The sequence below is a fragment of the Thalassobius sp. MITS945101 genome (assembly GCF_047123305.1).
Lineage (GTDB): Bacteria > Pseudomonadota > Alphaproteobacteria > Rhodobacterales > Rhodobacteraceae > Thalassobius.
Map to the genome: position 1 here is coordinate 3,286,997 of NZ_CP138918.1, position 19,599 is coordinate 3,306,595.

The following is a 19,599-nucleotide window of genomic DNA, read 5'->3' on the forward strand; positions in this document are numbered from 1 at the left end:
CCCTCATGGGAGCTGCATATTTCTACCACCTCACCCGGGGCCCATTAGAAGACACGCTGCCGATGCTGCTGGAGCGGTCGCGCCAGGCTGGCTGGCGTGTGGTGGTGCGCGGGATGGACGAAGGGCGGCTCCGGTATCTGGATGAAAAACTGTGGCAGGTGGCTGAGGACAGCTTCCTGCCGCATGGTCTGGCCGGCGGACCGCAGGATGCGCTGCAACCGGTGCTCCTGGGGGCGGATGTCACGGCAGAGGCCAATGGTGCCGCCTGCCTGATGGCGGTGGATGGTGCCGCTGTCAGCCCGGAAGAGGTCAACGGGCTGGACCGTGTGTGCATCCTGTTCAACGGGTTGGACGAGGCCGCCGTGCAGCAGGCGCGGGTGCAGTGGAAATCCCTGACCGATGCGGGCTGCGCCGCACAATATTGGTCCGAGGAATCAGGCCGCTGGGAAAAGAAGGCGGAAACCGGCGGCTGACGCTGTACTTGGCATAAAAAAGCGCGCCCAATCGGGCACGCTGCCACCAGCTGAAAAGCTTTCGGCGGGAGTATTTTCAGATCATTGAAAGGGCGCGGTGTTTCAGCCCGCGCCTTTTGCTCAGGGAATGATGCGGGTGTATTTCACACCTTCCAGCGTTGCGCCCGCCATCAGACCCGCCTGGCCAAAGATCACCGCCACCACAGGCGAGGTTGCCGTGGTGGTTTCGGCGCGCAGGTTACCACCCTGATCTTTCAGCGCATATTCCACATCCGCGCCCGCGGCCCAGCCGTTGGAATGGCGGAAACGCATCAGCGAATCTTCGGTCATGAAGAACAGAACATGGGCAAATTGCTGCGCCCCGATCTGCAGGCCAAAGCTGCCTTTGGCCGCCGAGTAGTAATCCACCGTGATGCCATCAACCCGCAGCGCGCCACGGCCATAGCCGCCACCAATGCCAAATCCGGCCTCGGTAATCAGCGGCATAACCAGCACGCCGTTGGCTTTCTCGCCCAGATCGCGGGTGTTGGGGTAACGCGAATAGAGGTAGTTCAGGGTTTTATCGACCCGCGCGTCAATTGTGGCGCCGCCATTGGTGCCAACGCCATTGCCGCAGGCTGTGGTGACACTGGCACCTGCCAATGCTGCGAGGGTAAAGCCGCGTCGCGTAAAATTCGTCATGAGAGTGCTCGCTCGTTTGCCTGTTTGCCTATGTGCCGACGGAACAAAGGGCTGCAAGCCCCCAACCCATCAGCGACGCCGGGTCTGGTGCCCGGTCGCTCAAAGGCCACTATAGAATGTGGCAACGCCGCTGTCACTTGCCTTATGCGGTTGCCGCTTCGATGCGCGGCTTACCGCGCGTTTTGCAGGACACGCGCCACTTCGGGAGCGAAATAGGTCAAGATCCCATCACAGCCTGCCCGTTTGAAACACATCAGGCTTTCCAACATCGCCTTATGGCCGTCAATCCAGCCGTTTTGCGCCGCCGCCTGGATCATCGCGTATTCGCCAGAGACCTGATAGGCATAGGTCGGCACGGCAAAGCGCTCTTTCACCCGGCGGCAGATGTCGAGGTAGGGCATCCCCGGCTTCACCATCACCATATCCGCGCCTTCTGACAGGTCACGTTCGATCATCCGCAGCGCTTCATCGCTGTTGGCCGGATCCATCTGATAGGTGGTTTTGTCGCCTTTCAGCGCCCCCGAGGCACCCACAGCATCGCGAAACGGGCCATAGAAGGCGCTGGCGTACTTGGCGGCATAGGACATCAGCATCACATCCTTGTGGCCATTTGCCTCCAGCGCGTCACGCAGCGCCCCAATGCGGCCATCCATCATATCGGAGGGGCCGATGATATCGACGCCTGCTTCGGCCTGGCTCAGCGCCTGTTTGACCAGCGCCTCAACCGTCTCATCGTTGAGAATCTTGCCCTCTTCTACGAAGCCGTCATGGCCATCGATGTTGTAGGGGTCCAGGGCCACATCCGACATGATGGCGATGTCTATACCTGCGTCCCGGATCGCCTTGGTGGCACGGTTGGACAGGTTGTCCGGGTTCCAAGCCTCTTCGCAGCCTTTGGTTTTTAATGCCGGATCCGTGTAGGGGAACAGGCAGATCACCGGAATGCCCAGATCCGCGGCCTCACGCGCGGCCTCAACAATCTTGTCCACCGAGCGGCGCACCACACCGGGCATCGAGGCAATGGGTTCTTCCACGCCTACGCCATCGCGCACAAAGACCGGCCAGATCAGATCCCCAGTGGTCAGGGTGTTTTCCCGCACCAGATCGCGAATCTGTGCCGATTGCCGGGTGCGGCGGAACCGGGATTTGGGGAAGGGGGCCTGACCAGCGTGAGACATCCTGCGCGTCCTTTCATATCGCCTGATGGAAGTGCCCTAGGGGTGACATGGAAATTCCCGCACCTCAAGGGTAGGAATTGCCGCGCCATCACAGTATTCAATGCGGACGAGCGATTTGGGGCAGATAATTTGACCTGGTACACTTACCTGAATGAAATGATGGACCTACGGTCCTTTTCGAACCTGTGGTTCTGGATCGCTCTGGCGGTGATGTGGTCGTCGGCTTCGCATTGGGTGCTTGGGGTGCCCTATGACATGGTGGTTCGCGCCGCCCGCAAAGCCGGAGAGGCCGAGGTTGATCTGCAGGATATGGTGCGGATCAACGTGAACCGCACACTCTACATCGTTGATATTGCAGGCATTTGGCTGTTGGGATTTGTCTGCTTTGGGCTGACCTCACTGGCCATTCTGGGCTGGGGCTATGGCGCTGAAATTGCCCAGGCGCTGTTTCTCTTGGGCTTTCCGATGGCGCTGGTCTGGACCATCAGCCTGCGCACCGCACAACGGATCCGGCAGGATGGGCTCATGGGCACCGCACTGCGCAAAGCCATCTCGCGGCTGCGACTTTATATTCAGATGATCGGAATGGTTTCGATCTTCATCACCTCAGTCTGGGGCATCTACACTAATCTGGTGCGCCACCTGAACAATGATTACTACAAAGCCGAAGGAGCGTCCTCGCTCTTGAACGCGCTTTTCTGACAGCTATCTGGCAGTACCGCATATGACACAGCACAAGATCACCACCGGTGGCGCGCCCGAAGGTTATGACGCGCAGCTGATCCTGAGGGAAATCGCCAAAAGCGACGGCCCGGTGATCCATGTGGCCCGGGATGACAAACGCATGGCCGCGATGGAGGCGGCGCTGCGCTTCTTTGCTCCCGATATGCCGGTGTTGCGGTTTCCGGGTTGGGACTGTCTGCCCTATGACCGGGTCAGCCCCAACGCTGATATTTCCGCCGCCCGTATGGCGACATTGGCCATGCTGGTGCATGGGGCACCGAAACAGTTTGTCCTGCTGACCACGGTGGGGGCTGCGATGCAGCGGCTGCCCGCGCGTGAGGTGCTGAAAGAAGCTGCCTTCACCGCCCGTGTAGATGGCCGCATTGATGAAGAAGCGCTGCGCAACTTTCTGGTGCGCATGGGTTTTTCGCAATCACCAACGGTGATGGAGCCAGGCGACTACGCCATCCGCGGCGGCATCATCGACATCTATCCGCCGGGTGAAGGCGGCCCTGTGCGGCTGGATCTCTTCGGCGATGTGCTGGACGGTGCGCGCCGTTTTGATCCGGTCACCCAGCGCACCATCGAAAAGCTAGACGTGGTGGAGCTGGCGCCGGTCTCCGAAGTCATTCTGGACGAGGCCGCCATTCGCCGTTTCCGCCAGAACTACCGGATTGAATTTGGCGCCGCCCGCACCGATGACCCGCTGTATGAAGCTGTCAGCGCAGGCCGCAAACATCAGGGCATCGAACATTGGCTGCCGTTCTTCCATGACCGGCTGGAAGTTCTGTTTGACTATCTGCCCAAGGCCACGCTGACGCTGGACGATCAGGTCACGCCCGCCCGCCTCAGCCGCTATGAAAGCATTGAGGATCAATATGAGACCCGCCGTCATGCGATGGATCAAAAGGGGCGAATGGACACGGTTTATAAACCCGTGCCGCCTTCCTTGATGTATCTCGATGATGCCGGTTGGGACGCGGTGGTCGCAGACCGGCGGGTGATCCAGCTGCACGCTTTGGCACAGGCCTCCGGTCCCGGTGTGGTGGACGCAGGTGGACGGATCGGGCGCAACTTCTCGCCCGAGAGACAGCTTGAAAACGTCAATCTTTTCGAAGCTTTGGCCGATCACATTCGTGCAAAACTTGACCATGGGCCGGTACTTGTCGCCTCTTACTCCGAAGGCGCGCGCGAACGTCTGGAAGGGCTGCTGCACGACGAAGATCTGATCGGCGCCGTTTCAGTGCGCGACGTCAAAGGCATCGGCAAACACGGGCTGCACCTTGCCGTCTGGCCACTGGAACACGGTTTTGAAACGCCGGATATGACGGTGATCTCGGAGCAGGATGTGCTGGGCGACCGGCTGATCCGCAAACCGCAGAAAAAACGCCGGGCCGAGAATTTCCTGACCGAAACCCAATCGCTTAATCCCGGCGATCTGGTGGTGCATGTGGATCATGGCATCGGCCGCTATCTGGGGCTGGAGGTGGTGCAGGCCGCAGGCGCCGCCCATGAATGCATTCTGCTGGAATATGCCGAAGCCGCCAAACTTTACCTGCCGGTCGAAAACATCGAGCTGCTGACGAAATACGGCCATGACGAAGGCCTTTTGGACCGGCTGGGCGGTGGCGCATGGCAGGCGAAGAAGGCCAAGCTGAAAGAGCGCATCCGCGAAATGGCCGACCGGTTGATCCGTGTTGCTGCCGAACGCGAACTGCGCCAGGCCCCGAAACTGGAGCCGCAGCACCATGCCTGGGAAGCTTTCAGCGCCCGCTTCCCCTATCAGGAAACCGACGATCAGCTGCGCGCCATCGAAGAGGTGCTGGGTGACCTGACCTCGGGCCGTCCGATGGACCGTCTGGTCTGTGGCGATGTGGGCTTTGGCAAAACCGAGGTTGCCATGCGCGCCGCCTTCATCGCCGCTATGGCTGGCATGCAGGTCGCCATCGTCGCCCCCACCACGTTGTTGGCCCGCCAGCATTACAAAAGCTTCGCCGAACGCTTCCGCGGCTTCCCGCTTGAAGTCCGCTCACTGTCCCGTTTTGTCACCGGTAAAGAGGCCAGCGCCACCCGTGATGGCATGTCCCGCGGCACGGTGGATGTGGTGGTCGGCACCCATGCGCTGCTAGCCAAAAACATCCGATTTAAAAACCTCGGCCTGTTGATCATCGACGAAGAACAGCACTTCGGCGTGGCCCATAAGGAACGGTTAAAGCAGCTGCGCAGCGACATTCACGTGCTGACGCTGACCGCCACCCCAATCCCGCGCACCTTGCAGCTGTCGCTGTCCGGCGTGCGCGATCTGTCGATCATTGGCACCCCACCCGTGGACCGCCTGTCGATCCGCACCTATGTCAGCGAATTTGACGGCGTCACCGTCCGCGAAGCGCTGTTGCGCGAACATTATCGCGGCGGCCAGAGCTTCTTTGTTGTGCCCCGCCTGTCCGATCTGCCCGAAATCGAAGACTTCCTGAAAACCCAAGTGCCTGAGGTCAGCTACATCACCGCCCACGGCCAACTGGCCGCCGGTGATCTGGACGAACGGATGAACGCCTTCTACGACGGCAAATATGACGTGCTGCTGGCCACAACCATCGTCGAAAGTGGCCTCGATATCCCAACAGCGAACACAATGGTGGTGCACCGCGCCGATATGTTTGGTCTGGCGCAGCTCTACCAGATCCGCGGCCGCGTCGGGCGTTCCAAGACCCGCGCCTATGCCTACCTGACCACCAAACCGCGGCAGAAACTAACCGCCACGGCAGAAAAACGTCTTCGGGTGCTCGGCTCGCTCGATACGCTGGGGGCCGGGTTCACGCTGGCCTCACAGGACCTCGATATTCGCGGCGCCGGCAACTTGCTGGGCGAAGAGCAATCCGGTCAGATGCGGGATGTGGGCTATGAGCTTTACCAGTCGATGCTGGAAGAGGCGATTGCCAAGATCAAAGCCGGAGAGCTGGAGGGCCTGAGCGATGGCGACGGCCAATGGGCGCCGCAGATCAACCTTGGCGTACCGGTTCTGATCCCCGAAACCTATGTGCCGGACCTTGATGTCCGCCTTGGATTGTATCGCCGTCTCAGCGGCTTGTCGGGCAAAGTTGAACTGGAAGGTTTCGCCGCCGAACTGATCGACCGCTTTGGCAAGCTGCCGAAAGAGGTCAACACACTGATGCTGATCGTGCGGATCAAGGAAATGTGCAAAAAGGCAGGCATCGCCAAGCTCGACGGCGGCCCGAAAGGTGCAACCATCCAGTTCCACAACGATAAATTTGCCTCACCGCAAGGGCTGGTCGAATACATCCAGGCACAGGAAGGTCTGGCCAAGGTCAAAGATAACAAGATCATCGTGCGCCGCGATTGGAAGGCGGACAGCGACAAGATCAAAGGCGCTTTCGGCATCGCCCGCGATCTGGCCCAGAAAGTGGTTGATGAGAAAAAGCGCCTGAAAGCAAAGGCCAAAGGCAAAAGCTGACAAATCCGAACAACCGCCGTGCTGGAGGCCTCCGGCGGGAGTATTTAGGGATCATTGAAAGGCGCTTTCTTCTTGGCGCCAATATCCTGGGGGAGCGCGTCAGCGCGGGGGCAAAGCCCCCAAAACATTTGATCCAGCTGCGTTAGCCCAAGTTAGACAGAAAGGCCTTCACACGCGGCGCGATCCATTCTTGCAGCATAGGGGCGCCTTTGGCGATTTTATGGCCAACTTTTTCTAGAAACATCTCATAGGTGACGTTGTAATCCACCCAGGATCCGCCCGCAGAGGCAAGGTTCTGGTTTGGTGCCTGAAACCGGTCAAGCGATTTGGCAAAAACCGCATCAGGGCTTTCGTTGGCCTCAAACTCCTGCCAGATCGCCAGCATCTCTGCACCCTGAGGCGCGGGCAGCAGCCCGAAGATGCGCTTTGCCGCGGCCGATTCCTCAGCCTCTTTCGCAGCGACATCATAGTGCCCGAAGATGGGTGCGTCTCCTGCATCAATCTCGACCAGATCATGCAGCAACAGCATAGTGATCACCCGGTCCACGTCGACCTTATGCGGCGCGTGTTCGGCCAGGATCAGCGCGTAGAGCGCCAGATGCCAGGAATGTTCGGCGGAGTTTTCAAACCGCGATCCCCCGGCAATACGGGTGGCGCGATAGACCGGTTTCAGCCGGTCACAGTCATTGAGGAAGGCAATGCGGCGGGCCAGGTCGCCGTCGGGCGCAGGTGTCTTGTCCAGGGCGGCACGCACCTGGGCAAACATCTCGGGCCAGTCCTGATATAGGTTTTTCGCGCGACCTCCGGCCAGATTATCCTCGACCACCTGTACATGGTCCGGCAGGGGTTTTCCGGGCGCCGCGGCTTGCAGCATGGGTTGCACGTGGTCCATCCGTTTGGCGCCCTTGGCAGCTGGGGTCTCGGCCGCCTCAAACCGGTCCCAGAGCGCCCGCATTTCCGCGCTTTGATCGGCAGGTAGCAGACCAAACAACCGGTCCGCTGCGGCGGCCTCGGCCTTGGCCACGGCGGCGGCATCATGGTCCAGATGGATCGGGTGGTCGCCGGCGTCGATCTCCACCAGATCATGCAGCAGGATCATTTTGATCGCTTCAAACCTGTCCTTGCGTTCGGCCAGTTCGGGAATGTCCATGACCAGCGCATAAAGCGCAACGTGCCAGCTGTGTTCGGCCGAGTTTTCGGGGCGTGACAGGTCCTGCAGCGCGGATTGGCGTTCGACCTGTTTCAATTTGCAGGCTTCAGTCAGAAAAGTCATCTGTGCGGTCAGGCGGGGATCATTGGCGGTCATCTGGCGGTCCGTTTCAGTCACGTGAATTCAGTCGAGGGAGGAAATGCGCCGCCATGGCCAAAAGTGCGCCAAGCGGTGCAAGGAGGAAGAGGGTGAACAGCGCGCCGGTGCCTTTACGGTCGCAGTCATGCTGGGCCGAAACCGGCAGCAACATGAAGAGCGCCACCAAGACAAACAGCCCCAGCGCAATCCCCAAGGCCCGCCGATGCGGCGAGCGCAGCCAGTAGAAACCAAAGGCCAGACCGGGCGCAAAATGCAGCAAGAACATGTAGGGATCACCAAAAGGTGGCGTCAATGTTTCCAGCACCACCGGCATCAATTCACCGGGAGCAAACAGCGACGGCATCGGCGGGCGCAGCGCCTCGGCGTAGGTGAAGCAGTGGAACCAGCCACGTTCGCCAAGGGCCAACAGGAAGGACAGGCCGAAGCCTGTGATCAGGAAAAGAAAAAGGGCCTCAGCGGCCCTCATCCTTTTTGTGCCTTCTGTTCGGCAAGGAAGTCTTTGAGCTTCTCCTGCAGGAAGGCTCTGGCGCGTTTTTCCGACAATCGCACCCGCACGGCCGTCATATAGGCCTCTTGGGTGGTTTGCGATGAGGCCCCCAGCTGTTTGGAGACCTCCTCGATCAGGCGCTCGTCGCCCATGGCTTCGGCCGCCTCGATGGTGTCCTTGGCCAGCGCGTCAGCCAGATCCTCGGTGACGCCCATCAGCGGGTGTTCTCGGTCAGGCGGCGGCGCACGTAGTCGGACACGGTGCCAACCATCGTGTTCATATGCTCTTCTTTCTCGAAGAAGTGGCCCGCTCCATCAACCTGATCATGAGTGATGGTGATGCCCTTCTGTTCATGCAGCTTGCCTACCAGCGTTTCGGTGTCGGAAGGCGGGGCAACACGGTCAGCGGTGCCGTTGATGATCAGACCCGAAGACGGGCAGGGCGCCAGGAAGGAGAAGTCATACATATTGGCAGGCGGCGCGACCGAGATAAATCCGGTGATTTCCGGGCGACGCATCAGCAGCTGCATGCCAATCCAGGCACCAAAGCTGAAGCCCGCGACCCAGCAATGTTTCGAGTTTGTGTTCATCGATTGCAGATAGTCCAGCGCCGAAGCCGCATCGGACAATTCGCCCACACCCTGATCGTATTCACCCTGCGACCGGCCCACACCACGGAAGTTGAATCGCAGCACCGTGAAGCCCATTTTGTAAAAGGCGTAATGCAGGTTGTAGACAACCTTGTTGTTCATGGTCCCGCCAAACTGCGGGTGCGGATGCAGAACGATAGCGATCGGCGCGTCACGGTCTTTTTGCGGGTGATAACGACCTTCTAGGCGGCCTTCCGGACCGGGAAAAATGACCTCGGGCATATGTCGCCTGTCTCCTCTGCGTCAGTTTTGCTGCGTTCTTGTTGATGGACGGGCGGGTTATTCTTGACGAATTCCCTCGGTCACCTTAGAACTATTCTAAATTACCGCTCTTGCAATGGGCGGGTGCTAGCGAGATAAGCCCTGCAAGCCTTATCGTCAACTTGTTCGCGAAGGAATAGAGCCGTGAAATTAAGCACAAAAGGCCGTTACGCTATGGTGGCGCTTGCAGACATCGCCCTGCAGCCCGATGGAGCACTGGTCACTCTTGGCGAAATTGCAAAACGTCAGGATATTTCACTGCCCTATCTGGAGCAGCTTTTTGTCAAGCTGCGCCGCGCTGGTCTGGTCGAATCGGTGCGTGGCCCGGGCGGGGGCTACCGTCTGGCCAAAACCACCCATGAAATTCGCGTGGTTGAGGTGCTGTCGGCGGTGGATGAAAGCGTGGACGCGATGCACAAAGGGGCAGGGGCCTCTGGTGCGCTGTCCGGCTCCAAGGCGCAATCGGTGACCAACCGCCTGTGGCAGAGCCTGTCGGCCCATGTCTATGTGTTCCTGCATCAGGCGCGGCTGTCGGATGTGATTTCCAATGGGCTGGCGCCCTGTCCAGCAGTGCCGGATCTGTTTGCTGTTGTGGATGAGGAGTGAGCGGTGAAACGCACCTACCTTGACCATAACGCCACCACGCCACTGCGGCCCGAGGCCCGCGCTGCCATGACGGCGGCGATGGATGTGTTTGGCAACCCCTCCTCGGTTCATGCTGAGGGACGCGCGGCAAAGTCACTGGTCGAAAAGGCGCGCGCCCAGGTGGCTTCGGCGCTTGGTGCCGACGGGGCGGACGTGATCTTTACCTCTTCAGCCACCGAGGCGGCCGCGTTGTTTCTGGCTGGCCGCGACATGGCAGGCGCGGATGTGGAACATGATGCGGTAGGGGCGTGGATTGACGCGTCACTGAGCGTGGATGCGGATGGTTTGGTCAGCGTTAACGATGCGGGTCGCAGCACGTTGCAGCTGGCCAATTCGGAAACCGGCGTTGTGCAAAGCCTGCCTGAAGGGCTGGCGCTGTGCGATATGACACAGGCCTTTGGCAAGTTGCCGCTTGCGTTCAACTGGTCCGGTGCGACCGCAGCGCTGATTTCGGCGCACAAGCTGGGCGGCCCGAAAGGGATTGGCGCGCTGGTCATCAAGCGCGGCACTGATGTTGCGGCCCAGCTGAAAGGCGGCGGGCAAGAGTTGGGGCGTCGTGCAGGCACCGAAAATCTAATCGGCATTGCCGGCTTTGGCGCGGCCGCAGAAGCCGCGGCACGCGATCTTGCCGATGGTGCATGGGACGAAGTGGCACGCCTGCGTGATGTGCTGGAAACGACCATTGCAGCTGCCGCACCAGAGACTATTTTTATCGGGCAGCGTGCCAAACGCCTGCCAAACACCAGCTGCTTTGCCACGCCCCATTGGAAGGGCGAAACGCAGGTGATGCAGATGGATCTGGCAGGCTTTGCCATCAGCGCAGGATCCGCCTGCAGCTCAGGCAAGGTGCGCGCCAGCAAGGTTTTGACCGCCATGGGATATGGCGAAGACGTGGCCGCATCAGCGATCCGGGTATCGCTGGGACTGGACACAACGGAGGACGACATTCTGCGCTTTGCCAAGGCATGGCTGCAGAAAAGAGAGAAATTCAACGCCCGCGCGGCGTGACGAAGGACGCGAACAGGAGAAGACACATGGCTGCTTTGGATACCCCGACCGGGATGGACCAGGTAAAGGAAGGCGTCGATCAGGAAACGGTCGATGCCGTCCGCGAGGTGGGCGGAAAATACAAATACGGCTGGGAAACCGAGATCGAGATGGAATACGCCCCGAAAGGGCTGAGCACCGATATCGTTAAGCTGATCTCCGACAAGAACGAAGAGCCTGAGTGGATGACCGAATGGCGTCTGCAGGCCTTTGAACGTTGGGGCAAAATGGAAGAGCCCAAATGGGCAATGGTGAACTATCCTGAGATCGATTTTCAGGACCAGTATTACTATGCCCGCCCCAAAAGCATGGAAGAAAAGCCCAAGTCGCTGGACGAAGTGGACCCCAAGCTGCTGGAAACCTATTCCAAGCTGGGCATTCCGCTGAAGGAACAGATGATCCTTGCCGGTGTTGAAGGCGCAGAAGATGCGCCGTCCGAAGGCCGCAAAGTGGCTGTGGACGCGGTATTTGACTCGGTCTCTGTGGGCACCACCTTCCAGGCAGAGCTGAAAAAGGCAGGCGTGATTTTCTGCTCGATCTCAGAAGCGATCCGCGAGCATCCTGAGCTGGTCAAGAAATACCTCGGCACCGTGGTTCCGGTGACCGACAACTTCTATGCCACGCTGAACTCCGCTGTGTTCTCGGATGGCTCATTTGTTTACGTGCCGCCGGGTGTGCGCTGCCCGATGGAGCTGTCGACCTATTTCCGCATCAACGCTGAAAACACCGGTCAGTTCGAACGCACGCTGATCATCGCTGACAAAGGCTCTTACGTCTCCTACCTCGAAGGCTGCACCGCACCGCAGCGTGACACCGCGCAGCTGCACGCCGCTGTGGTGGAAATCATCGTGGAAGAAGACGCTGAGGTGAAATACTCCACCGTTCAGAACTGGTACCCCGGTGACGAAGACGGCAAAGGTGGCATCTACAACTTTGTGACCAAACGCGCCGATTGCCGTGGTGCCCGTTCCAAAGTGATGTGGACCCAGGTGGAAACCGGCTCGGCCGTGACCTGGAAATACCCCTCCTGCATCCTGCGCGGCGATGACAGCCAGGGCGAATTCTACTCGATCGCGATTGCCAACAACATGCAGCAGGCCGACACCGGCACCAAAATGGTGCACCTGGGCAAAAACACCAAGTCGCGGATCGTCTCCAAAGGCATCTCGGCGGGCAAGGCGCAGAACACCTACCGTGGTCTGGTCTCCATGCACCCGAAAGCCAAAGAAGGCCGCAACTACACCCAGTGTGACAGCCTGCTGATCGGCGACAAATGCGGCGCCCACACGGTGCCGTACATCGAGGTCAAGAACAACTCGGCGCGGGTCGAACACGAAGCAACCACCTCCAAGGTGGATGACGAACAGCTGTTCTACTGCCGCCAACGTGGCATGGACGAAGAAGAGGCTGTGGCTCTGGTGGTTAACGGCTTCTGTAAAGAGGTGTTGCAAGCCCTGCCGATGGAATTCGCCATGGAAGCCCAGCAACTGGTCGCCATCTCGCTGGAAGGCTCTGTGGGGTAACGGATGCTGCGTCTGGCGCTTTCATTTGCTTTGCTGACAACGCCTGCACTCTCCCGTGATCTTGCGGGAGAGTTTCAGGAGTTGTTCGTAAAGATTGAATGCGCTGGATCGGAAGTGTCGGCGGAAACTTGGGGAGAGATCACCGAAGAGCCGTATCTGCACTGTGCGCACGCAGCCAAAGCGATGGTGTTTACGATGGATCAGGCATATCGAATGCGTTCGGGTTGTCCTCATCCGTTGACTTACACCCGTTTTGTTCAAATGGCGTTTGACTGTTCTACGGAGTTTCGCGGTGTTGCTGGTGCCACGGCATCTCAAGTGCACAGCTGCTTCGTCGAACGCTTCAATGAGAAGTATTCACCTGCCAGCGTGTACTATTGCTCTGTGATCGAACAGGAGGCCAAAAAATGATCGCCCTGATCCCTGCTATGCTAACCGGTCTGTTTTGTGCGCTCTTTGCTTTTGTCGCCAATGCGGTGCTGAGCATGACGGGCATGTGGGCGGGCATCGGGTTGGCCTTCATTTCGGGCTTTTGCGGGTCAATGTTTGCGCATTACGTGCTGCGTAAAGGTGGCAAATGACGGAAAAAGCTACGCAACGTTCCTATGGGCTGTCGGCAGATCTGGACAATCGCAAGTTTGCGGCGGTCTATCTGTCCCGGTTTGAGGCGCTCTATCAGGCGTCGATCACCTGGCGGCGGCCAGAGGGCAATGAGCGGGCAAAATACGTGGCACTGGCGCGGCATCTGGGCCGCAATGTGCTGGCGGTGGGGCAATATGAACAGGACCATTGTCTGGTGCTGGACAGCGATTGGTCGGGGTTTCCCGATCCGGCGGAATTTCTGTTTCTGGCGGATCCGGACATCACCTCGTTCTTCCTGACCGCAAAGAAACCCAAGCCAACCGGCTTTCAGGCGGTGGGCTTTTTCGAAGACTGGCCGACGGCCAACTGGGGGCGGAATCCGACCCTTATAGAAATGACTGAGATCACGGACTGAGGAAAGAACATGATCGTCACCACCACCAACTCGATCGAAGGCCGCAAGGTTGTCGACTACCGCGGCATCGTTGTGGGCGAGGCCATTGTGGGCGCCAATATCGTGCGGGATTTCTTTGCCGGGATCACCGACATCGTTGGCGGCCGTTCGGGGGCCTATGAAAGCAAGCTGCAGGATGCCCGTGACACCGCCCTGCGCGAGCTGGAAGAGCGCGCAGCATCCAAAGGGGCCAATGCGGTGATCGGCATCGACCTCGACTATGAGGTGGTTGGCGATTCCATGATGATGGTGTCGGCCTCTGGCACAGCTGTGGTTCTGGACTGAGAGCGCCCAACGTGACCGACGCCCTGCACCCCATCAGCCGTCCAGAGCTGACCATGCCCGAGGCTGAGGCCGGCGCCCTGCGTGCCGCCTATGGCTCGGCTGAGGTCATTCTGGAATACGGCTCGGGCGGCTCCACCGTTTTGGCGGGGGAGCTGGGCAAGACCGTGTGGTCGGTCGAAAGCGATCAGGGCTGGGCGGCGATGATGCAGGGCTGGTTTGACGCCAATCCCACCAAGGGCCGCGTCCAGATGGTGCCGGTGGACATTGGCGAAACCCGTGAATGGGGCCAGCCGGTGGATGACAGCGGCTGGAAAAGCTACGCCCGCTACCCGCTGTCGGTTTGGGATATGGACGGCTTCACCCAGCCCGATGTGGTGCTGGTCGATGGCCGGTTCCGGGTTGGCTGCGCGCTGGCGACGGCTTACCGGACGCAGAAACCCGTCACCCTTTTGTTTGACGACTACAAGCACCGTGAACGGCTGCATGTGGTCGAGAGATTCATCGGCCAGCCGCTCCGGTTTTTCGGACGCATGGCCCAATTCGAAATCAATCCCACGCCTTTGCCAGCGGACAGGCTGCTGCGTGTGATTCAACTGATGCAGCGCCCCTGAGCGGGCGCCCACGACATAGGAAAAAGGAACGCGAAAATGTTGGAAATCAAGAACCTGCAGGTCAAACTTGAAGAAGAGGACAAGCAGATCATCAAAGGTCTGGATCTGACCGTTGAGACCGGCAAAGTCCACGCAATCATGGGGCCGAACGGCTCGGGCAAATCGACCCTTTCCTACGTTCTGTCGGGTAAAGACGGCTATGAAGTCACTGGCGGCGAAGCGCTGCTGGAAGGCGAAGAGATCCTGGAAATGGAAGCCGAAGAACGCGCCGCACTGGGCCTGTTCCTGGCGTTCCAGTATCCGGTAGAGATCCCCGGCGTCGGCAACATGACCTTCCTGCGCACCGCCGTGAACGCACAGCGCAAGGCCCGCGGCGAAGAGGAAATGTCCTCGGCCGAGTTCCTGAAAGTGGTCCGCGCCAAAGCCAAAACCCTGAAGATCGACGCCGACATGCTGAAGCGTCCGGTCAACGTCGGCTTCTCGGGCGGTGAGAAAAAGCGGAACGAGATCCTGCAGATGGCCATGCTGGAGCCGAAGATGTGCATCCTCGATGAGACCGACTCGGGCCTCGATGTGGACGCGATGAAACTGGTTGCCGAAGGGGTTAATGCCCTGCGCAACGAAGGCCGTTCCTTCCTGGTGATCACCCATTACCAGCGTCTGCTGGACCACATCAAACCCGACGTCGTGCACATCATGGCAGACGGCAAGATCGTGAAAACCGGTGGCCCTGAGCTGGCGCTAGAAGTTGAGAAAAACGGCTACGCCGACATTCTGGCGGAGGTGGCATAATGGCTCTGCCGCAAACCAAACTGGACGCCACCGAGGCCCGTCTGGCAGCACTGTCGCTGCCGGCAGGTCCTGCCTGGCTGACCGAACTGCGCGAGGCCGCGCTGACCCGTGTGCAAGCGATGGGTCTGCCGGGCCGTCGTGACGAATATTGGAAATACACCCGTCCGGACGCGCTGGTGCAGGCCGAGCCTGTGCCCGCCGCGTTGTTTGACGCCGGTGAAGCGCCGGGGTTTTCCACCATCGACTCGCTGCGTGTGACCTTTGTGGACGGTGTCTTTGATGCCGCCCAAAGCGATGATCTGTCGGGCGAAGGTCTGGAAATCACCCGCCTGGCTGATCTGCCGGACATCCATTGGGCCAAGGACCTGTATGGTCAGCTGGAAACCAATGGCCAGACCCCGGTCGACCGTCCGCTGGCCGCGCTGAACAGCGCCTTTGCCACTGATGGTGTGGTGATCCGGGTGACGGGTCAGGTCAGCAAGCCGGTGAACCTGTGCTACATCCACGCCTCTGAAACCTCGGATGCAATCCTGCACCACGTGGTAAAACTTGAAGAGGGCGCAGAGCTGACGCTGCTGGAAAACGGTCCCGCCGCTGCACGTTTCAACAACGTGCTGGAGGTTGAGATTGCCGACAACGCCAAGTTCAACCACGTCCGTGCGCAAGGCCGCGACCACGAACGCCGCGCGGCCACCCACACCTTTACCCGTCTGGGCACCGAAAGCGCGTTCAAGTCGTTCACCCTGACCGCAAACGGCGTGATGACCCGCAACGAATGTGTGATTGAGCTGACCGGCGACGATGCCATTGCGCATGTTGCAGGCGCCTGCATGGGCGACGGCGATGATTTCCACCATGATGACACCGTTTTCATCACCCATGATGCCCTGAACTGCGAAAGCCGTCAGGTGTTCAAAAAGGTGCTGCGCAACGGGGCGACCGGTGTGTTTCAGGGCAAGATCCTTGTGAAAGCGGGGGCTCAGAAAACCGACGGGTATCAGATCAGCCAGTCGCTGCTTTTGGATGATGACTCTCAGTTCCTTGCCAAGCCAGAGCTGGAAATCTACGCCGATGACGTGGCCTGCTCGCACGGGTCGACCTCGGGGGCGATTGACGAAACCGCGCTGTTCTATCTGAAATCGCGCGGGCTGCCGACCGACAAGGCCACCGATCTTCTGGTTCTGGCCTTCCTGGCCGAAGCCGTGGAAGAAATCGAAGCCGAAGAGCTGCGCGACGAAATTGTTGCCCGTCTCGAAGGCTGGCTGGAGCGTCGGCGCGGCTGATGTCGGTCACCCAGGATATCGTTGCCACCTATAAGGGGCCGGGCCGCATTGTGGCCCGGCGTCTGGCAATGGGGCAACGCGAAGATCGCGCCCTCGCCATTCTGATGGCGGGGTGCTTTACGGTGTTTATCGCCCAAATGCCACGACTGGCCCGTCAGGCCCATCTGGAAGGGCTGGAGCTGAACATGCTCCTCGGCTCGACCTTGCTGGCCTGGGTCTTCATCATGCCGCTGTTTCTCTACATTATGGCCTTCGTGGTCCATATTGTGCTGCGCGCCTTTGGCGGGCGGGCTCCTTCCTTTGCCTCACGGCTGGCACTGTTCTGGGCCCTTCTGGCCTCCACTCCGGTGCTGTTGCTGCATGGCATGGTTGCCGGCTTCATCGGGGCCTCTGCGGCACTGAGCGCGGTTGGCATTCTGTGGCTCTTGCTGTTTTCGTGGTTCTGGCTGGCCGGACTGGCCCGCGTCTATTTCGGAGAGGCCCATGCTGCCTGAATTGCGCGCCCTTGTGGGCGAAACCCTGCGCGATCCCAAAGCTGCCGCGCCGCGCATTCTGGCGCTGCCGTTCCCGACGCAGATCTGGTGGATCGCGCTGGCGCTTGTGGTGGTGCTGAACGCCTTGCTCTACGGGCTGTTCCTGCCGTTCCAGCCGCCCATGGCGATCCTGCCCACCATCACCAACAACCCGATCGGCTATGCGCTGGCAACGGGGGGCATGTATGGCTTCCTTGTGCTGCTGTTTGACTGGATTGGCCGCAAAATGGGCGGGCAGGGACGGTTGCACAGCGCTTTGGTGCTTGTCACCTGGCTGCAGGCGATCCAGCTGGTTGTGCTTGCCGGTCTGAGCGTTCTGGGCCTGGCCATTCCTGCGCTGTCCGCAATCCTGAGCCTTGGGTTTTCGCTCTATTTCTTCTGGATGATGGTGGTGTTTCTGAACGAAGCCCACCGTTTCGAGTCGTTTGGCAAAGCCTTTGTGCTGCTGCTCCTTGGCCATTTTGCAGCGGCTTTTGCCCTGTCGTTCCTGCTGATATTTGCAGGCATCACCCCTGTAGGACCTGTCTAAATGTATGACGTCGCCAAAATCCGTGCCGATTTCCCGATCCTGTCGCGTGAAGTGAACGGCAAACCGCTGACCTATCTGGACAATGGCGCCTCGGCGCAGAAGCCAAAGGTGGTCATCGATGCGATCACCAAAGCCTATGCCGAGGAATACGCGAATGTGCACCGCGGCCTGCACTACCTGTCCAACCTCGCCACCGAAAAATACGAAGGTGTGCGCGGCATCATCGCCCGTTTTCTCGGCGTTAAGGATGAGGATGAGATCGTGCTGAATTCCGGCACCACCGAAGGCATCAACATGGTCGCCTATGGCTGGGCCATGCCCCGTATGGAAGCTGGCGATGAGATCATCCTGTCGGTGATGGAACACCACGCCAATATCGTGCCCTGGCACTTCCTGCGCGAACGTCAGGGGGTGGTGATCAAATGGGTCGATGTGGATGCCTCGGGCAATCTGGATCCGCAAAAGGTGCTGGAGGCGATCACGCCGAAGACCAAGCTGATCGCGGTCACCCAGTGTTCCAACGTGTTGGGCACCGTGGTGGATGTCAAAGCGATCTGTGACGGTGCCCGCGCCCAAGGTGTGCCGGTGCTGGTCGACGGCTCGCAAGGGGCGGTGCACATGCCGGTGAACGTCGAAGAGATCGGCTGCGATTTCTACGCCATCACCGGTCACAAGCTCTACGGCCCCTCCGGTTCCGGTGCGATTTTTGTGAAGAAAGAGCGTATGGCCGAAATGCGTCCCTTCATCGGCGGCGGCGACATGATCAAAGAGGTCAGCAAAGAGGGTGTGATCTACAATGATCCGCCGATGAAGTTCGAGGCCGGCACCCCTGGCATCGTGCAGACCATCGGTCTGGGCGTGGCGCTGGAGTATATGATGGATGTCGGCATGGAGGCCATTGCCGCCCATGAGGCCGATCTGGCGACTTATGCCGCTGAACGTCTGAACGGTCTGAACTGGCTGCACATTCAGGGTCGGGCGCAAGGCAAGGCGGCGATCTTCTCCTTCACCATGGACGGTGCGGCCCACGCCCATGACATTTCGACCATCCTCGACAAAAAAGGCGTCGCGGTGCGTGCTGGCCACCACTGCGCCGGACCGCTGATGGAGCACCTCGGGGTGTCTGCCACCTGCCGCGCCTCCTTTGCGATGTATAACACCCGTTCCGAGGTCGACACGCTGGTCGAAGCGCTGGAACTGGCGCACGATCTGTTCGGCTGACATTAACCTTTCGGGCGTCTCATCGCAGATGCCCGAAAATTCTCTCAGGTTTTGGTTGTTACCGATTGCACCCCGCAAGCGACTGCGCTAATCAACGCCTTAGGCACCCATAGCTCAGCTGGATAGAGCGCTGCCCTCCGAAGGCAGAGGTCTGAGGTTCGAATCCTCATGGGTGCGCCATTTTTTCACTGCTTCTCTGGTATGTTTGGTTTCGCGCTGCCCGTGTTGGTTCGTTTGCAATCCACAGGCCCACCACCTGAAACGCCCACAAACCGCGTTTCACGCTCCCTCCTATTCAAAATCGACGATATGTTAGCGCTTAGGGTGGCGCGACCTCTTACACCTGCTGCTGTTTGTGGCTAGGTTGAGGGGACACCCACCGCAGAGAGCGCTGCTATATGGCTGCACATACCCGTCACGACCCCACCTCTGGGGTGTTCTTCATCCGCTACACAAGCGAACATTCGGCCAGAGATGTGGAAGACGTGATGGACCAGTTGGAACAGCATGAGGTGCTGCGTGACTACAGCCTGTTTCTGGTGGACCTGTCGCAGGTGTTAACCTCGACCTTGACCAAGGATGACCTGCGTCGGCTGCTGGCGCGGATTTCAGCCTACGCGCAAAATCGCAGGACCAACCGGGAACACCCCCTGCTGCTGGCCTATTTCTGCCCGACGCCCGTGGCGCAGAACGTTGGCCGCGCCTATGGCGGTAGCTGGAGCCTACAGCCTGATTTCATCGCGTTAAACGGCGACCGGTTGGCGGATTGCGCCGTGTTTCTGGGCACCTCCGAAGAGGTTGCCGTCACATTGATGCAAGCGCCGCTGACCTCCCTGCCGGAAGGATAAGCCACCGCCCCCG

At 59.6% G+C, this 19,599-nt stretch carries 23 protein-coding genes and 1 tRNA gene; 18 read left to right on the plus strand and 6 right to left on the minus strand.

The genetic code is table 11. The features are described 5' to 3' along the window. Nucleotides 1–5 precede the first annotated feature (5 nt). Complete coding sequence (locus SIC14_RS16305) at nucleotides 6–473, plus strand: DNA polymerase III subunit chi (RefSeq protein ID WP_412562964.1); 468 nt, start codon at nucleotides 6–8, stop codon at nucleotides 471–473. 120 nt (nucleotides 474–593) lie between these two features. On the opposite strand, the gene SIC14_RS16310 is transcribed toward SIC14_RS16305, so the two are convergent. Further along, nucleotides 594–1,154, minus strand: a complete 561-nt coding sequence (locus SIC14_RS16310) for a YSC84-related protein (protein ID WP_412562965.1) — start codon at nucleotides 1,152–1,154, stop codon at nucleotides 594–596. A 170-nt stretch (nucleotides 1,155–1,324) separates the two neighbouring features. Further along, the gene (gene hemB / locus SIC14_RS16315; RefSeq protein WP_412562966.1) at nucleotides 1,325–2,332 is read right to left on the minus strand and encodes a porphobilinogen synthase; all 1,008 of its coding nucleotides are present in this window, start codon (nucleotides 2,330–2,332) and stop codon (nucleotides 1,325–1,327) included. A 129-nt stretch (nucleotides 2,333–2,461) separates the two neighbouring features. On the opposite strand from hemB, the gene SIC14_RS16320 reads away from it, so the two are divergent. After that, the gene (locus tag SIC14_RS16320) at nucleotides 2,462–3,034 is read left to right on the plus strand and encodes a component of SufBCD complex (RefSeq protein WP_412562967.1); all 573 of its coding nucleotides are present in this window, start codon (nucleotides 2,462–2,464) and stop codon (nucleotides 3,032–3,034) included. Between the two features lie 22 nt (nucleotides 3,035–3,056). Next, the gene (mfd, locus tag SIC14_RS16325) at nucleotides 3,057–6,527 is read left to right on the plus strand and encodes a transcription-repair coupling factor (RefSeq protein WP_412562968.1); all 3,471 of its coding nucleotides are present in this window, start codon (nucleotides 3,057–3,059) and stop codon (nucleotides 6,525–6,527) included. Between the two features lie 142 nt (nucleotides 6,528–6,669). Here mfd and SIC14_RS16330 read toward each other — a convergent pair whose 3' ends face one another. Genes SIC14_RS16330 through SIC14_RS16345 form a run of 4 tightly spaced genes read right to left on the minus strand, consistent with a single transcriptional unit; the run spans nucleotide 6,670 to nucleotide 9,194 of the window. Further along, entirely contained in the window at nucleotides 6,670–7,854 is a 1,185-nt protein-coding gene (locus SIC14_RS16330) for an HD domain-containing protein (RefSeq protein ID WP_412562969.1), read from the minus strand. Beyond that, nucleotides 7,847–8,302 carry a hypothetical protein gene (locus tag SIC14_RS16335; RefSeq protein WP_412562970.1) on the minus strand — a complete coding sequence of 152 codons (456 nt, stop codon included), beginning with the start codon at nucleotides 8,300–8,302 and terminating at the stop codon, nucleotides 7,847–7,849. Before SIC14_RS16335 ends, SIC14_RS16330 begins: the two co-directional genes overlap by 8 nt. Further along, nucleotides 8,299–8,538 (minus strand): hypothetical protein, encoded by a 240-nt coding sequence (locus SIC14_RS16340; protein WP_412562971.1) that lies wholly within the window; start codon nucleotides 8,536–8,538, stop codon nucleotides 8,299–8,301. Before SIC14_RS16340 ends, SIC14_RS16335 begins: the two co-directional genes overlap by 4 nt. Continuing rightward, on the minus strand, nucleotides 8,538–9,194 hold the full coding sequence (locus SIC14_RS16345; protein ID WP_412562972.1) for an alpha/beta hydrolase: 657 nt from the start codon (nucleotides 9,192–9,194) through the stop codon (nucleotides 8,538–8,540). Before SIC14_RS16345 ends, SIC14_RS16340 begins: the two co-directional genes overlap by 1 nt. A 183-nt stretch (nucleotides 9,195–9,377) precedes the next feature. Here SIC14_RS16345 and SIC14_RS16350 point away from each other — a divergent pair, with 183 nt between their 5' ends. The 15 genes from SIC14_RS16350 to SIC14_RS16420 all read left to right on the plus strand — a co-directional run bounded on the left by SIC14_RS16350 (nucleotide 9,378) and on the right by SIC14_RS16420 (nucleotide 19,586). Further along, entirely contained in the window at nucleotides 9,378–9,839 is a 462-nt protein-coding gene (locus SIC14_RS16350) for an Rrf2 family transcriptional regulator (RefSeq protein WP_412562973.1), read from the plus strand. 3 nt (nucleotides 9,840–9,842) lie between these two features. Beyond that, nucleotides 9,843–10,886, plus strand: a complete 1,044-nt coding sequence (locus SIC14_RS16355; RefSeq protein WP_412562974.1) for a cysteine desulfurase family protein — start codon at nucleotides 9,843–9,845, stop codon at nucleotides 10,884–10,886. Between the two features lie 26 nt (nucleotides 10,887–10,912). Then, the gene (gene sufB / locus SIC14_RS16360; protein WP_412562975.1) at nucleotides 10,913–12,448 is read left to right on the plus strand and encodes a Fe-S cluster assembly protein SufB; all 1,536 of its coding nucleotides are present in this window, start codon (nucleotides 10,913–10,915) and stop codon (nucleotides 12,446–12,448) included. A gap of 3 nt (nucleotides 12,449–12,451) precedes the next feature. After that, nucleotides 12,452–12,859: a hypothetical protein gene (locus tag SIC14_RS16365; RefSeq protein ID WP_412562976.1), complete on the plus strand. Its 408-nt coding sequence runs from the start codon at nucleotides 12,452–12,454 to the stop codon at nucleotides 12,857–12,859. After that, nucleotides 12,856–13,029 carry a hypothetical protein gene (locus SIC14_RS16370; protein WP_412562977.1) on the plus strand — a complete coding sequence of 58 codons (174 nt, stop codon included), beginning with the start codon at nucleotides 12,856–12,858 and terminating at the stop codon, nucleotides 13,027–13,029. Before SIC14_RS16365 ends, SIC14_RS16370 begins: the two co-directional genes overlap by 4 nt. Next, nucleotides 13,026–13,445: a hypothetical protein gene (locus tag SIC14_RS16375; protein ID WP_412562978.1), complete on the plus strand. Its 420-nt coding sequence runs from the start codon at nucleotides 13,026–13,028 to the stop codon at nucleotides 13,443–13,445. The genes SIC14_RS16370 and SIC14_RS16375 overlap by 4 nt, the downstream gene beginning before the upstream one ends. Nucleotides 13,446–13,454: 9 nt before the next feature. Continuing rightward, a complete protein-coding gene (locus SIC14_RS16380) occupies nucleotides 13,455–13,769 on the plus strand; it encodes a heavy metal-binding domain-containing protein (RefSeq protein ID WP_412562979.1) in 315 nt (104 codons plus the stop codon). 53 nt (nucleotides 13,770–13,822) lie between these two features. Next, entirely contained in the window at nucleotides 13,823–14,380 is a 558-nt protein-coding gene (locus tag SIC14_RS16385; RefSeq protein WP_412565885.1) for a hypothetical protein, read from the plus strand. Between the two features lie 36 nt (nucleotides 14,381–14,416). Next, complete coding sequence (sufC, locus tag SIC14_RS16390) at nucleotides 14,417–15,172, plus strand: Fe-S cluster assembly ATPase SufC (protein WP_058241997.1); 756 nt, start codon at nucleotides 14,417–14,419, stop codon at nucleotides 15,170–15,172. Beyond that, on the plus strand, nucleotides 15,172–16,455 hold the full coding sequence (gene sufD, locus SIC14_RS16395) for a Fe-S cluster assembly protein SufD (protein ID WP_412562980.1): 1,284 nt from the start codon (nucleotides 15,172–15,174) through the stop codon (nucleotides 16,453–16,455). The genes sufC and sufD overlap by 1 nt, the downstream gene beginning before the upstream one ends. Further along, nucleotides 16,455–16,949: a YIP1 family protein gene (locus SIC14_RS16400; RefSeq protein WP_412562981.1), complete on the plus strand. Its 495-nt coding sequence runs from the start codon at nucleotides 16,455–16,457 to the stop codon at nucleotides 16,947–16,949. The genes sufD and SIC14_RS16400 overlap by 1 nt, the downstream gene beginning before the upstream one ends. Next, the gene (locus tag SIC14_RS16405; protein WP_412562982.1) at nucleotides 16,939–17,517 is read left to right on the plus strand and encodes a Yip1 family protein; all 579 of its coding nucleotides are present in this window, start codon (nucleotides 16,939–16,941) and stop codon (nucleotides 17,515–17,517) included. Before SIC14_RS16400 ends, SIC14_RS16405 begins: the two co-directional genes overlap by 11 nt. Then, nucleotides 17,518–18,738, plus strand: a complete 1,221-nt coding sequence (locus SIC14_RS16410) for a cysteine desulfurase (RefSeq protein WP_412562983.1) — start codon at nucleotides 17,518–17,520, stop codon at nucleotides 18,736–18,738. A gap of 103 nt (nucleotides 18,739–18,841) precedes the next feature. Then, nucleotides 18,842–18,918, plus strand: a tRNA-Arg gene (locus SIC14_RS16415). Nucleotides 18,919–19,136: 218 nt separating this feature from the next. Continuing rightward, nucleotides 19,137–19,586 carry a hypothetical protein gene (locus tag SIC14_RS16420; protein WP_412562984.1) on the plus strand — a complete coding sequence of 150 codons (450 nt, stop codon included), beginning with the start codon at nucleotides 19,137–19,139 and terminating at the stop codon, nucleotides 19,584–19,586. Nucleotides 19,587–19,599 lie beyond the last annotated feature (13 nt).

Excerpts from the sequence above, each read along its gene's own strand:
- SIC14_RS16335 (WP_412562970.1), bottom strand. The coding sequence starts at position 8,302 with ATGAGGGCCGCTGAGGCCCTTTTTCTTTTCCTGATCACAGGCTTCGGC.
- SIC14_RS16420 (WP_412562984.1), top strand. The coding sequence starts at position 19,137 with ATGGCTGCACATACCCGTCACGACCCCACCTCTGGGGTGTTCTTCATC.
- SIC14_RS16405 (WP_412562982.1), top strand. The coding sequence starts at position 16,939 with ATGCTGCCTGAATTGCGCGCCCTTGTGGGCGAAACCCTGCGCGATCCC.
- SIC14_RS16340 (WP_412562971.1), bottom strand. The coding sequence starts at position 8,538 with ATGGGCGTCACCGAGGATCTGGCTGACGCGCTGGCCAAGGACACCATC.
- SIC14_RS16370 (WP_412562977.1), top strand. The coding sequence starts at position 12,856 with ATGATCGCCCTGATCCCTGCTATGCTAACCGGTCTGTTTTGTGCGCTC.
- SIC14_RS16380 (WP_412562979.1), top strand. The coding sequence starts at position 13,455 with ATGATCGTCACCACCACCAACTCGATCGAAGGCCGCAAGGTTGTCGAC.
- sufC (WP_058241997.1), top strand. The coding sequence starts at position 14,417 with ATGTTGGAAATCAAGAACCTGCAGGTCAAACTTGAAGAAGAGGACAAG.
- SIC14_RS16410 (WP_412562983.1), top strand. The coding sequence starts at position 17,518 with ATGTATGACGTCGCCAAAATCCGTGCCGATTTCCCGATCCTGTCGCGT.
- mfd (WP_412562968.1), top strand. The coding sequence starts at position 3,057 with ATGACACAGCACAAGATCACCACCGGTGGCGCGCCCGAAGGTTATGAC.
- sufB (WP_412562975.1), top strand. The coding sequence starts at position 10,913 with ATGGCTGCTTTGGATACCCCGACCGGGATGGACCAGGTAAAGGAAGGC.
- SIC14_RS16345 (WP_412562972.1), bottom strand. The coding sequence starts at position 9,194 with ATGCCCGAGGTCATTTTTCCCGGTCCGGAAGGCCGCCTAGAAGGTCGT.
- hemB (WP_412562966.1), bottom strand. The coding sequence starts at position 2,332 with ATGTCTCACGCTGGTCAGGCCCCCTTCCCCAAATCCCGGTTCCGCCGC.
- SIC14_RS16385 (WP_412565885.1), top strand. The coding sequence starts at position 13,823 with ATGCCCGAGGCTGAGGCCGGCGCCCTGCGTGCCGCCTATGGCTCGGCT.
- SIC14_RS16305 (WP_412562964.1), top strand. The coding sequence starts at position 6 with ATGGGAGCTGCATATTTCTACCACCTCACCCGGGGCCCATTAGAAGAC.
- SIC14_RS16365 (WP_412562976.1), top strand. The coding sequence starts at position 12,452 with ATGCTGCGTCTGGCGCTTTCATTTGCTTTGCTGACAACGCCTGCACTC.
- sufD (WP_412562980.1), top strand. The coding sequence starts at position 15,172 with ATGGCTCTGCCGCAAACCAAACTGGACGCCACCGAGGCCCGTCTGGCA.
- SIC14_RS16400 (WP_412562981.1), top strand. The coding sequence starts at position 16,455 with ATGTCGGTCACCCAGGATATCGTTGCCACCTATAAGGGGCCGGGCCGC.
- SIC14_RS16375 (WP_412562978.1), top strand. The coding sequence starts at position 13,026 with ATGACGGAAAAAGCTACGCAACGTTCCTATGGGCTGTCGGCAGATCTG.
- SIC14_RS16310 (WP_412562965.1), bottom strand. The coding sequence starts at position 1,154 with ATGACGAATTTTACGCGACGCGGCTTTACCCTCGCAGCATTGGCAGGT.